Source organism: Rhizobium sp. SVR5-9E (assembly GCF_056755095.1).
This window is the reverse complement of the sequence record NZ_JBNDHS010000028.1, coordinates 1-12,412: the sequence shown is the minus strand read 5'-3', so window position 1 is coordinate 12,412 and position 12,412 is coordinate 1. Positions and strand designations below refer to the sequence as shown.

The following is a 12,412-nucleotide window of genomic DNA, read 5'->3' as shown; positions in this document are numbered from 1 at the left end:
CCCAGTCACTCAGCCGGCTCCAGCGTCATCGGAGCGAGCCCGAGGCGGCGGAAGAGTGCTGCGTCGTGGTCCTCGCCGGGGTTGTCTGCCGTCAGAAGCGTGTCGCCGACGAAGATGGAGTTGGCACCGGCGAAGAAGCAGAGCGCCTGCATCTCGTCGCTCATCTCGGTGCGTCCAGCCGAAAGGCGCAGATGCGACGTCGGCATCAGGATGCGCGCCAGCGCGATCGTGCGCACGAAATCGATCGAATCGACAGGCGCTGCATTGGCCAGCTTGGAGCCAGGAATGGGGATAAGCTGGTTGATCGGCACGCTTTCCGGCGGAACGGGCAAATTTGCCAGCGTTAGCAGCATCGAGATCCGGTCCTCAGCGGTCTCGCCCATCCCCAGGATACCGCCTGCGCAGACCTTGATCCCGGCTGCTCGTACGGTTTCCAACGTGTCGAGCCGGTCCTCGAAGCTTCGTGTGGTGATGATTTCGGGATAGAAGCGCTCGGACGTGTCTATGTTGTGGTTGTAGTAATCAAGGCCGGCCTCTGCGAGCTTGTCCGCTTGAGCCTCTGTCAACATGCCGAGCGTCATGCAGGTTTCCATGCCGAGCGCTCTCACGCCTTCAACCATTGCGACCAGCGAGTCCATGTCCCGGTCTTTTGGACTGCGCCAAGCCGCACCCATGCAATACCGTGTTGCGCCTGCATCCTTGGCCTTGTGGGCCTCGGTGAGAACCCGTTCCACCTCCATCAGCTTCGACGCCTTCAGGCCGGTCGGATAGTGGGCGGACTGGCTACAGTACCCACAGTCCTCCGCACATCCGCCGGTCTTGATCGATAGGAGTCGGCTCATCTGCACGGTGTTTGGGTCGAAGTGCATGCGATGAACGCTTTGCGCGCGGAAGAGTAGATCGTTGAAAGGTAAATTATAGATAATATGAGCCTCATCTAGCGAGGTGTGAGGCGATCGATTGTTGCTTTCACGAGCGCTCTGCGCGGTTGCGCCTAATTTCTTCATGTCGACAATGCTCCAAGTCACAAATTATCGATAAAACTGCATGTTATCGATAATTATGCAAGGCGAAAATCGTCCAATTCCATCTGACTAGCGCCAGCGTGGCAGCTTGGACGTTTGGCCGATGCCCGGATTGAAGCAGTTGCATGGATCGAGGTCGCGATAGTGGGCGGCGGCGACCTCGTCGGCACGGTGGAGGCGGCGGACATTGTGCTCCGCCGGATAACGGGCGTTACGCTTGTCGAGCAGCTCAAGGATCTTGTGTTCAGTCTCCAGCCAGTCGACGCCCTGGCGGATTACGTAGTCCTGATGAAACACGTGGCGTAGCGCTCGGCGAATCAAAGGCGTTCCGGTGGATATACTCGGCCGCGATCGGAAGCGACGCGAAGGACGCGAGCATCGTGCGGCGGATATGGGCAAGTTCATTGAGATCGTTGGTCCCGACATAGAACACTTTCGCATCCTTCGTCGCCTCGAATGTATCGAGCCGTACCGCAAAAACGATGACCTTGCCGGAAGATCCGGAAGCCTCGAAGAGCCGGCGGGGATCGGCATGGAAGCGCGCCGGGCTCGGCGCGTCGACGTCACGCACGTGCTTTGCATAGTCCTGATCGGATGCTACCCGTTTGCCGGTCCAATCGATGCCGTGGGGGCAATAGCGCTGCGGGTCCAGGGCCGGCCAGCCGGCCCCGTGGCAAAATACTACGAAGTGTGTGTGTAGAGCACTTCGCCTTTGTAGCTGATTGTGAGATTGGGAAGCGAGTAGGTGCCGTCGTCATTGGCGACGATCAGCGGGGCACTCATGTCCGTTTCTCTCTTCAGGTATCCGTAATCATTGGTGATAATTCGCTTGAACATTGCGGTGCGTGTATCAACGCTTTGCCGGTAATCGTCGTTTTCCTTATAACGCTCTGAATGAGATGCTTTGATCATCTCATTGAGCATACTTACCATCTTGACCATGTCATCTGCGCGTTCAGGCGCGGTGCCCCTGACAACACCATCTTTGAGCGCCTGTTTTTCCGGCGTCATGATCGCGGCATTTCGGAGCGCTTCCTGCACTTCAGGCGAGGCGACCTTTTGCCTAAGGTAGCTGTGGAGCGCGGTCTTGAAGTGGTCGACTGACGAGAAGGTCTGGGTCCATGGGGTCGCGACTGGAGCAGTTCCGATGACGTCTCCCGTTTCATCGGTGGAGGTCGGCGCCTCCCAGAAATTCACCGGATCCTCGGGATCGCCCTTAGAAAGTTTTCCGGTAGAATCGTAGATGAAATCGTCAACATTGTCGTCCGATCCCTCGATCACGAGGTCGCTAAGCCAACTACGATCCGTTTGCGAATGCTCAGATCGTACTTTCACCGCTTCCGCGGCTACGGGCTGCAGTGAGGTAAGCACCGACGCCTGGTTATTTGTGTTGGCAGAAGAGCTTATAGCAACCATCCTATCCTCCTTGATGTTTCAAATATTGTGTATTTAAAGCCAACCTTTATTGCGCCTTGAACGTGGTTTGATACCGTCGCGCCTTGTCCTGCATGGTTTAAAAACAGGAGCTAACCGCGGTTCCCGCGGCCTTGAAATTGCGGTTTCCTAGGAGGCGCACATCTGCAGGGTGTATAGGTAGGACGGCTTGCACGTAGCTGGAGCGGGGTCCACACGATGGAGTGGCGCAGTCATGCACTGGGCAATCCGCCAACGGGAAATGCGGATAAGGCACGTCGCCATCGCGTCCGATCGTGAATCCCAGGGCGGAGACTTCAATGTGCACGATCTCGGCATCCTCCGGCGGGGCGGATGCCGGATCCGAGCAGTCCGGACTTGGCCAGTCTCAACTAAACGCCAGAAACGAACCCACCGTTGGATAACAACGACGCTGGGTGATGATAGGCAGCGGCTGGGAAAAACGGCTCGATATCTTACGCAATCCGGGCGGACAACGTGGTCTCGGAAAATTAAAAACGGGCCGTCGTCCGGCCCGTGATATCGTCCTGAACGCAGGCTGTCAGCCGTCAGTCCTTGCCATGCGTAGCATACTTGTCCCACATATCGAGTAGGCGCTTGCCGAGCGCTGGGTCGGAGGAGTCCGAGATGACGATCTTGGCGTCGGCCGGCATATACGGATGCGGAATGGTTACCGGGCCACGATATCGCTCGGCGGTATATTTCTGGCTTTCGTCGGAAAGCACCCAGTCGCACCAGAGGGCCGCGGCATAGGGATGCGGCGCGTTCTTGTTGATGATCATCACGCCGGCGGTCGCCTGGACGGGAGCCGACCAGACCGGCTGGAACGGCGTGGAGGGGTTCTCCTTCTTCATCAGAAGGCCTTGGTAGAGATAGTTGTCGCCCTGGATCGCGTGGTCGCCGGCGGCCATCAGCTGGACGCGCTGGGTATGGCCGCGCTGGATGATCGGATCATTCTCGCCGATGCATTTCATCCAGTTCTCGATCTTGTCAGGGCCAAGAATGGCGTACATGCCGAGCAGGAAGCGCACTTCCGGTGGATCAAAGGAAACCTGGCCCTTATATTCCGGCTTGCAGAGATCCTCCCACGACTTAGGCGCCTGTTCGGGTGTCAGCATGTTGCTGTTGTAGGAGATGCCGTGTTCGCTCCAGTAAAAGGGAACCCAACGGTTATCCGGATCGAGGAAGCCGTTGTATTGCGGCAGGATGGCCTTGGTGGCAGGTGTTGGATAATGAGCAAAGAGCTGCCGCACGCCACTACTGTCGCCCAGTGACATGTTGATCGCATCCGTTAGATGGCGGCCCGCGGTCTCTTCGGCGAGCAGCCGGTCGGCGGCATCCTGCGAACCGATATCGATGAGCTCGACCTTGAGGAAGGGATATCTCTTCTGAAAAAGCTTCAGATGATCGCGGGACAGTTCGCCACGCCAGGTATGAATGAGGGAAAGTTCGCCCTCGGCCTTGGCGCCTTCCTCGATCTTTTTCTGGCGCTCCGCCGGATCGAGCTTGGCTAGATCGGCATAGATCTTTTCGTCCGCGGTTAATTCCTGCGCGAATGTGCGGCTTGCAGCACCTGCCGTCAGCCCCACGGTGACAGCCAGCAAAATTCCCATGCTCTGCACGCGCTTTATGATCTTCATTGGGTTCCCCTTATTGTCAAGTTCGTGGTGTTTCGACGCATAAGGTTGTCAAATGTATTAAGGGCATTGTCAAATATTTTATGACGTGCTAGCCCTTCGAATGTCAAACAACAAATATCAGCAGGGGAACTGCTATCATGCATTATGGCGTTCAGTGGCCGCAGCCGAAGCTGCGTTGGCCAGAGGATAAACTCGTTTGTTGCACATTCCGCGTTGCCTACGAGGCCTTTCAGAAAAGTGGGCGTTTCAAGAAGTCGCCAAAGATACCGGTCAACGTCTCGTCGCTCTCGCACGCCAATTATGGTGGCGCGGTCGGCATCTGGCGGTTGATGGATATATTTGACAGACACGATGTCCATGCTTCGATCGGCGTCAACGGTTACGCCGTCGAGAAGTGGCCGGACACCGTCAAGGCGCTTTATGCCGCCGGTCATGAGATCTGCAGCCATGGCATGACCAACGATCACCACATGACGGATCTGACGCCGGAGGAGCAGCGCGAGGAAGTACGCGGCTGCACCCGCATCATCACCGAGTGCACCGGCGAACGCCCGGTCGGTTGGGCCGGTCCAGGCAATCTGGTGACGGCCGAAACGCTCGGCATCGTGGCCGACGAGGGCTATACTTGGTTCGGCGATGCGTTCGACGACGACGTGCCCTATATCGCCGAGGTCTCCGGCAGGCAAATTGCAGTGATCCCGAAACTCAACTACGCCAATGACTGGCGCGCCTGGTCAAACGGGCTCGGCAATGCAACCACCTATTTCGAAGGCTTCAAGACCTCCTTTGACTATATCTATCAGGAAGCATTGCGTGGACGGCCCGGCGCCGTCGACGTCATCGTCCACGCCGAACTGGGCGGCCGGCCGAATATCGCCACCGCGCTCGAAGCGATGATCCGCTACGTCAAGCAGTATCAGGGCGAGGTGTGGATCCCCCGGCGCGCCGAAATGGCGGACTACATTCTGAAGTCGTCTGGTCTGAAGCCCGAAGCCTACCGGCCGCTGGATTAAGGTTCTCCATTATGCACGTAGCAATGATTACGGGCGGCGGGAGCCTGATCGGCGAAGCTATAGCCCAATGTCTGAATGAAGCCGGATGGCATGTCGCCATCACCGACATCAACGTCGACAATGCCAACCAGGTGGCCGCGGGCCTTCCCGAACCGGCCCGGTCGGAAGTTCATCGCATGGACGTGACGAAGCCGGACGAAATCGCTGGCGTTATCGAGGCCGTCAAGGCGCGCCATGGCGGTGTCGATGCGCTCGTCAACGTCGCCGGCGGCGGACGCGGCATCGGCATCCCGAAGAAGGACTTCATCGATTTCACGATCGAGGAGCAGGACCGCATGCTGGAGATCAATCTCAAGGGCGTGTTGAACTGCTGCCGCTCGGTGCTGCCCGACATGATCGCCCGCAAGCGCGGCGGCATTGTCAGCATCACGGCGGCCCGCGGCCTTCGTGGCGGACCGCAGGCCTCGATCTATTCTGCATCCAAGGCGGCGATCATCGCCTTCACCCAGTCGCTGTCTCAGGAGGTGGGGCGGCACGGCATCCGCGTGAACACGGTGGCGCCCGGCAATACGGCGGCACGCTGGAAGAAGGATATCGACAGCGAGACGCGCTCGCCGCTCGGCACGCCGACAAGCCCGCGCGATGTCGGCAATGCCGTCGCCTTCCTGCTCTCGGAACAGGCAAGCCACATCACGGGCAGTTGCCTCGATGTCTCCGGCGGCACGGCGCTGCACTAGCAACCTGGATAGTGGATCAATGACTGCAGTCGAAAAAATGGCGCCTTCCGATCAGGTGTCGCGCAGACCGACGATGGGCAACCCGGCCATAAGCTGGCGTGGCGTCGTCTTCGTTCTGGTCATGCTGGTGCTCGTCTATCAGGTCGTGCTGCCATTCATCATGATCGTCTGGACAAGCTTCAAGACGATGCGGCCGGGGGAAGAGGGCTTCCTCAGCCTCACCACCTTCAGCTTCGATAATTACGTCAAGGCCTTCGGCACCTCGGAATTCTGGGGCGCGACCTACGAGACGCTGACTTTCTCACTCGCTTCGACGCTGCTTGCCTTTGTCTTCGGCGCCTTCATCGCCTGGGTGGTGGAGCGGACGAACACGCCCTGCGCCAAGCTGATCGGCACGATCATGTTGGCACGCATCGTCATTCCGAGCATTCTGATCACCATCGTCTGGATCCTGCTCGCAAGCCCGAACATCGGCATCCTCAATGCGCTGATCAAGAATGCCACGGGCATCCGCAATTTCCTCAATGTCTACAGCTTCGGCGGCATGGTCTGGATCCATGCGATCGAGATGGTGCCGCTCGCCTATCTGCTGCTGTCCTCGGCCTTTCAGGCAATGGACCCGCGCCTCGAGGAAGCCTCGACCATGACGGGGGCGGGGACTTTCCGTACCCTCTTCCGCATCTCGCTGCCGCTTGCGCTGCCTGCCGTCGGCGCCGCCCTGCTGCTGCTCTTCATCACCACGGTCGAGACCTTTGAGGTGCCGCTGCTGATCGGCGGGCGCGCCGATATCAAGGTCTATTCGACGGAGATCTTCTTCAACACCTCGCAGACACCAGTCGATTGGGGCCTTTCCGGCGCCTATTCGATGGCGATGCTGGTGCTGGCGATCGTGTTGCTCGCCTTCTATTTCAGGCTCGTGCGCCATGGCGAGCGCTACCAGACCATCACGGGCAAGGACTTCAAACCGCGCAAGACCGATCTCGGCAAATGGCGATACGTGACCTTCGCCGTCTCGTTCCTGCTGGTCTTCATGATCACCATCCTGCCGTTCCTGATGATGGTCTATGTCTCGCTGCTGCCCTTCTACCAGCCGCCGAGCGCGATCGCCTTCGAGACGATGACACTGAAGAACTATGCCGATCTCTTCAAGGACGACTATCTCATCAATCCGATGATCAACAGCACGATCCTCGGCGTTGTCACCGCGACCTTCGTTGTACTCTTCGTGACGCTGATTGCCTATTTCGCCCACAAGAGCCGCATGCCGGGCCGCAGGGTCCTGGATTTCCTGGCCTTCGGCTCGATCGCCATCCCGAGCGTCGTACTCGGCGCCGCCTTCATGTGGTTCTACCTGCTGGTACCGCTTCCCGTTATCGGAACGCTGACCATCATCTTCCTCGCCTATGTCACGAAATTCATGCCCGTCTCGCTGCGTTTCGTGTCGACGTCGATGGGCCAGATCCACAGCGAGCTCGAGGAAGCGGCCCAGGTGGCCGGCGTCTCCTGGGTGCGCAACTTCTTCAAGATCATGCTGCCGCTGCTGAAGCCCGGCCTGCTCGGCGCCTGGTTCTGGGTGATGGTGCATGCCTATCGCGAACTGACGCTGGCCCTCATGCTTGCCCGCGCCGACAACCGCACCGCGGCGGTCGTCATCTACGATCTTTGGGAACAGGGCTCCTTCATGAGCGTCAGCGCCTTCGGTGTGCTGATGTTCCTGGTGCTGATGATCCTGGTTTCGATCTCGAACGCCATCGGCCGACGCTACGGCGTCAAGGAGCAGCTCTAATGTCGGCCGCTCCCACTTCTCATTCCGAATATCCATCACCGCGTCAGATCAGGCGAGGAGCAAAATGATTACCATCGAACAGCTCAAGAAGGGCTTCCCGACCGGTTCCGAAAGTATCTTTGCGGTCAGCGGCGTCAGCCTGAATGTCGACCGCGGCGAGATGGTGACGCTGCTTGGCCCCTCCGGCTGCGGCAAGACGACGACGCTGCGCTGCATCGCCGGTCTCGAACGCGCCAGCAGCGGCCGCATCGTCATCGACGGCCAGACGGTCGCCGATCCGCAAGCCGGCATCTTCGTGCCGCCGAATCGGCGCTCTCTCGGCATGGTCTTCCAGTCCTATGCCATCTGGCCGCATATGACGGCGCTCGAAAACGTCGCCTATGCCCTGGAAGGGCGGGGCATACCGAAGGCGGAACGCCGCAAGGTTGCCATGGAAGCGCTGGAGGTCGTGCGCCTGGCGCATCTCGCCGACCGGCCGGCACCGCGCCTTTCCGGCGGGCAGCAGCAGCGCGTCGCCATAGCCCGCGCGCTGGTCGGCAAGCCGAAGGCGCTGCTATTCGACGAACCGCTCAGCAACCTCGACGCCCAGCTGCGCGGCGAGATGCGCGCGGAACTCAGCCGGCTGCAGCGCCAGATCGGGCTGACGTCCATCTATGTCACGCACGACCAGGCGGAAGCGCTGGCGATGTCCGACTGGATCGTCGTCATGAAGGACGGCAAGGTGGTCGAACATGGTCGCCCGACACAGATCTACCGCAAGCCGCGCAATACCTTCACCGCGAGCTTTATCGGCACGACCAATTTCGTCTCCGGCCGGATCCTTGAAGTCGATTCCGCCTCGCATGTCGTGCTGGTCGACACGCCGCTCGGCAAGTTCCGCGGCACCGATCCGACCGAAAGCCTGAAGATTGGCGACGAGGCCCAGCTCAGCCTGCGTCCCGAGGACCTGCGTGTCGCATCGGCGATCAACACATCGGGGATCAACCACTTCTCCGGAACGATCGATTTTGCCCTCTTCGTCGGCGCCGTGATGGAGGTCGACGTCCAGGCGAACGGCATAAAGGTGCGGTGCCTGCTCGGCCGCGGCGCCGATCCCGCCATCGGTGATCCGATCACGCTCGAAATCGCGCCGGAGGCCTGCATCGTTCTGCCGGCCAATGACCGGCTTTCCTAAGATTATTGGAGGATAGAATGGAAACCTCGCTCAAGAACCAGGAATGGCGGCCGCCGACCGATGTCAGCCGCGAAGAACTCCTGAAGCTGTCGGACGAAGTGCTGGCAAAGCCCGATCTCCCGCTCCGGCAGACGGAAGACATCTTCCGCATCAGCGCCCTCGGCCTCCACTGGGACATGGGCGTGACGGTCTACGAGCCGGAAGATGAAGCCCAGGCGGCGCGCGGCGCCGACGGCAGGAAAATCGGCATTTTCCTTCTCCATGGAGGTTCCGGCGATTACAAGTCGATGGAGCCGATGGCGAAGACCTATGCCGCCAAGTTCGGACACAAGGCGGTCGCCATGACTTTCCCCGGCCGTCTCTATTTCGACGATCCAAACCACGACTGGCCGGGCGACACGATCATGGCCGACGGCACCGTGCGCACACCGATGTGGCTGCGCGGCGAACATATCACGCCGGACCAGTATGAAGTGATCCGCGACACGTCGATGCGCATGCGCTACGGCACGCGCACCGTCGCCCGCGCAAAGCCCGGCTCGCGCTTCTATGACCGTATGGCGGCATGGCCCGTCGCCTTCGAGGAAGGCATGAAGGAGGCTATGCGCCGGCACTTCCCGGAAGCCGACTATTCGATCTATGTCACCGGCCATTCGACCGGCGGGCCGATGGTCTTCATGATCTCCCAGCGCGTGCCGAATATCGCCGGTGTTATCGCCGTCGAGAATTCGCCCTTCGGCTTCATCCAGGAGCAGCAGCATCACTGGTCGGGTGCGCTTGGCAAGATCTCCGGCTACGAGCGTGTCACCAAGAAGGCCGCACCACGCAGCGACCCCTTCAACGAACTCTATATCCGCACCTGGCGCGACCGTGCCCGCTATGCCGGCCCGGAAGCGCTTGGCCAGGAAGGGCCGAATGCGCTGATGCGGCTGCCGTGGCTGATCGAGGACATCCTCGACTGGTGGGACCGCACCAAGGCGCGGCCGCAGTTCAAGGCGGAATATACGATCACCCACAATATCGCCACCTCGCTGACGGCCGCCGCCGAGGCGGTCGCCGACCGGCTGAAGCTGTCGGACGAGGAACGCGCCAAGCTGATCGAGCACTATCGCGGCTTCCCCTATCCGCAGACCGGCCCGGGCGCAAAGCCCGTTCCGCCCGTGCTCTTCATCATCGCCAAGGACAGCCGCGACCACAATCCCGAGGTCTACGAGGAGGTGGTGATGCCGATGTTCGCCAAGATCGAGCCGGCACCGAGGGTCAAGCTCATCCGCTTCGGCGCGGGTGTCCATACCTACAACAAAGCAGAGCCGGGCCTGCCGCTCGGCATCGTTCCGCCGGCCGCCGCCGTCTATCACGCGGCGATCACTCACGGCTACTTCCTTTAAATGTCTGAAATTGTCGAGGTAATATCATGAGTGCAATTGCGGAAGATAAGAAGACAGCCGGCGACGTGCCCGAAACGGTATCGAGGGCGGATGTCATCGCCTCCTCGAATGCCGTGCTGGCAATGCCCAACGTGCCGCTGGACGAGCGCGAGGATATCTTCCGCGTCGAGACCGTCGGCATGGAATGGGATATCGGCGTGCGCGTCTACGAACCGCAGCCGGCGGATTCGATCAAGCGCGGCGCCGACGGCAAGAAGGTCGGCATCTTCCTGCTGCATGGTGGCTCGGGCGACTACAAGTCGGTCGAGAAATTCGCGCTGCTCTTCGCGCAGAAATTCGCCTTCAAGGTTGTTACCATGACCTTCCCCGGCCGTCTCTACCTCGACGATGAAAGCCGCGACTGGCCAGCCGACACGATCAATGCCGACGGCACGGTGCGCACGCCGATCTGGCAGGCGGGTGAATATGTAACCCCCGACCAATACGAGCTGATCCGCGATCGCTCCAAGCATATCAAATACGGCACGCGCACATTGGCGCGCGCCAAGCCCGGCAGCCGCTTCTACGACCGCATGGCCGGTTGGCCGATGGCCTTCGAACTCGGCATGAAGACAGCCTGCGCCCGCCATTTCCCCGAAGGCGAGTTCTCGATCTATGTGCACGGTCACTCGACCGGCGGCCCCTACGTCTCGATGCTGTCGCAGCGCGTGCCCAATATCGCCGGCGTCATCGCCATCGAGAACTCGACTTTCGGCTATATCAACGAGCGCAAGCACCTCTGGAGCGGTCATGTCGGCAAGATCGAGGGCTTCAAGCGGGTTTCCGAGAAAGGCGATCCGTGGAAGGACCCGTTCAACGACCTCTATATCCGCACCTGGCGCGACCTTGCCCGTTATCGTGGCCCGGAAGCACTCGGTCAGGAAGGGCCGAATGTGATGATGCGCCTGCCCTCGCTGATGGAGGAGATCCTGGAGGCCTGGGAGGTTGCGCGCAAGCGGCCGCAGTTCAAGGCCGAATACATGATCACTCACAATATCGTCGGCGCGCTCGAAGAGGCGGCCCGGGTGACCGCCAAGCGCCTCGGCATGAACGAAACGGCGACGCAGGGACTGGTCGATCACTATACCGGCCTGACGCATGAACTGACCGGTTCCGATGTCAAGCCGGTGCCGCCCTTCCTCTTCGTCATCACCAAGGACAGCCGCGACCACAGCCCCGAGGTGTACCGGGAGGTGATCATCCCGATGTTCCGCGAGATGAAGCCTGCGCCGCGCACCGCCGTCTGCCGCTTGGGGGCTGGCGTCCACACCTACACCAAGCCCGAGGCCGATCTGCCGATCGGCGTCGCACCCTGTGCCGCCAAGCTTTACCACGACGCCATCGTCAACGGCTTCTTCGTGGTCTGAGACTTTCCAAGGAGCGAATTCATGCGAACCAAGATTCAATGGCCGGGCAACAAGCTGGTCTGCGCCACCGCAACGGTTGCCTTCGAAGCTTTCGTACGAGGAGGGCATTTCAAGAAGGCCAAGGGGCTGGAGATCAACCTCGTTTCGGTCTCCCATTCCAACTACGGCGGCAATGCCGGCATCTGGCGCATCCTCGAAGTGCTGGAGCGCACTGGTTTCCGCGCGACGATCGATGTGAACGGGCTTGCAGTCAAACGCTGGCCGGAAGCCATCCGCGCCCTGCATGATGCCGGTCATGAGATCGCCGGGCATGGCACGACGAACGACATCAAGATGATCGATCTCAATCCGGATGAGCAGCGGGCGGAGATCCGGGAGGTGACGAAGATCATCTCGGATGTGACAGGCACGCGCCCCGTCGGCTGGGTCAGCCCCGGCGGCTACCACACCCGCGAAACGCTCGGCATCCTTGCCGAGGAAGGCTATACTTGGTGCGGCGACCAGTGCGACGACGACCTGCCATACCTCGTCGAGGTCGACGGCAAGGTCATCACCATCATTCCAAAGCACTGGTTCTTCAACGATTTCCGTGCCTGGAATGGTGGGGCGAGCAGCGGTCGCATGGCGCTCGAAGGCTTCAGCGACGCCTTCGACTTCGTCCTGGAAGAGGCAAAACGCGGAAAGCCCGGCCGTATCGACGCGCTTGTCCATGCAGAGCTCGGCGGCCGCCCCTACATGGCCTATGCATTCGAAAAGATGCTGCGCCTGATGGCGGAACGCGAAGAGGTATGGCGCCCGACCCGCGCCGA

The 12,412-nt window shown here is 60.4% G+C and carries 11 protein-coding genes; 7 read left to right on the top strand and 4 right to left on the bottom strand.

Features of this window, described 5'->3' with window-relative positions:
• Window positions 1-5: 5 nt before the first annotated feature.
• The 4 genes from bioB to ACPYOJ_RS15015 all read right to left on the bottom strand — a co-directional run bounded on the left by bioB (window position 6) and on the right by ACPYOJ_RS15015 (window position 4,099).
• Complete coding sequence (bioB, locus tag ACPYOJ_RS15030; RefSeq protein ID WP_481416966.1) at window positions 6-1,007, bottom strand: biotin synthase BioB; 1,002 nt, start codon at window positions 1,005-1,007, stop codon at window positions 6-8.
• A gap of 87 nt (window positions 1,008-1,094) precedes the next feature.
• Window positions 1,095-1,346, bottom strand: coding sequence for a hypothetical protein (locus ACPYOJ_RS15025; RefSeq protein WP_481416965.1), 252 nt, complete (start codon window positions 1,344-1,346; stop codon window positions 1,095-1,097).
• A gap of 360 nt (window positions 1,347-1,706) precedes the next feature.
• Entirely contained in the window at window positions 1,707-2,441 is a 735-nt protein-coding gene (locus tag ACPYOJ_RS15020) for a hypothetical protein (protein ID WP_481416964.1), read from the bottom strand.
• A gap of 566 nt (window positions 2,442-3,007) precedes the next feature.
• The gene (locus ACPYOJ_RS15015) at window positions 3,008-4,099 is read right to left on the bottom strand and encodes an ABC transporter substrate-binding protein (protein WP_481416963.1); all 1,092 of its coding nucleotides are present in this window, start codon (window positions 4,097-4,099) and stop codon (window positions 3,008-3,010) included.
• Window positions 4,100-4,236: 137 nt separating this feature from the next.
• Here ACPYOJ_RS15015 and ACPYOJ_RS15010 point away from each other — a divergent pair, with 137 nt between their 5' ends.
• The 7 genes from ACPYOJ_RS15010 to ACPYOJ_RS14980 form a co-directional block, all read left to right on the top strand.
• A complete protein-coding gene (locus ACPYOJ_RS15010) occupies window positions 4,237-5,112 on the top strand; it encodes a polysaccharide deacetylase family protein (RefSeq protein WP_481416962.1) in 876 nt (291 codons plus the stop codon).
• 11 nt (window positions 5,113-5,123) lie between these two features.
• The gene (locus ACPYOJ_RS15005) at window positions 5,124-5,849 is read left to right on the top strand and encodes an SDR family NAD(P)-dependent oxidoreductase (RefSeq protein ID WP_481416961.1); all 726 of its coding nucleotides are present in this window, start codon (window positions 5,124-5,126) and stop codon (window positions 5,847-5,849) included.
• A gap of 19 nt (window positions 5,850-5,868) precedes the next feature.
• On the top strand, window positions 5,869-7,635 hold the full coding sequence (locus ACPYOJ_RS15000; protein ID WP_481416960.1) for an ABC transporter permease: 1,767 nt from the start codon (window positions 5,869-5,871) through the stop codon (window positions 7,633-7,635).
• A 64-nt stretch (window positions 7,636-7,699) separates the two neighbouring features.
• Entirely contained in the window at window positions 7,700-8,809 is a 1,110-nt protein-coding gene (locus ACPYOJ_RS14995; RefSeq protein WP_481416959.1) for an ABC transporter ATP-binding protein, read from the top strand.
• Window positions 8,810-8,826: 17 nt separating this feature from the next.
• The gene (locus ACPYOJ_RS14990; protein WP_481416958.1) at window positions 8,827-10,197 is read left to right on the top strand and encodes a hypothetical protein; all 1,371 of its coding nucleotides are present in this window, start codon (window positions 8,827-8,829) and stop codon (window positions 10,195-10,197) included.
• Window positions 10,198-10,223: 26 nt separating this feature from the next.
• A complete protein-coding gene (locus ACPYOJ_RS14985) occupies window positions 10,224-11,603 on the top strand; it encodes a hypothetical protein (RefSeq protein WP_481416957.1) in 1,380 nt (459 codons plus the stop codon).
• Window positions 11,604-11,624: 21 nt separating this feature from the next.
• Window positions 11,625-12,412: polysaccharide deacetylase family protein (locus ACPYOJ_RS14980; protein WP_481416956.1), on the top strand; the 788-nt coding region annotated here is incomplete at its 3' end.

Bases quoted from the DNA above. Each gene is read 5' to 3' on its own strand.
- bioB (WP_481416966.1), bottom strand. From the start codon at position 1,007: ATGAAGAAATTAGGCGCAACCGCGCAGAGCGCTCGTGAAAGCAACAAT.
- ACPYOJ_RS15020 (WP_481416964.1), bottom strand. From the start codon at position 2,441: ATGGTTGCTATAAGCTCTTCTGCCAACACAAATAACCAGGCGTCGGTG.
- ACPYOJ_RS15015 (WP_481416963.1), bottom strand. From the start codon at position 4,099: ATGAAGATCATAAAGCGCGTGCAGAGCATGGGAATTTTGCTGGCTGTC.
- ACPYOJ_RS15010 (WP_481416962.1), top strand. From the start codon at position 4,237: ATGCATTATGGCGTTCAGTGGCCGCAGCCGAAGCTGCGTTGGCCAGAG.
- ACPYOJ_RS15005 (WP_481416961.1), top strand. From the start codon at position 5,124: ATGCACGTAGCAATGATTACGGGCGGCGGGAGCCTGATCGGCGAAGCT.
- ACPYOJ_RS15000 (WP_481416960.1), top strand. From the start codon at position 5,869: ATGACTGCAGTCGAAAAAATGGCGCCTTCCGATCAGGTGTCGCGCAGA.
- ACPYOJ_RS14995 (WP_481416959.1), top strand. From the start codon at position 7,700: ATGATTACCATCGAACAGCTCAAGAAGGGCTTCCCGACCGGTTCCGAA.
- ACPYOJ_RS14990 (WP_481416958.1), top strand. From the start codon at position 8,827: ATGGAAACCTCGCTCAAGAACCAGGAATGGCGGCCGCCGACCGATGTC.
- ACPYOJ_RS14985 (WP_481416957.1), top strand. From the start codon at position 10,224: ATGAGTGCAATTGCGGAAGATAAGAAGACAGCCGGCGACGTGCCCGAA.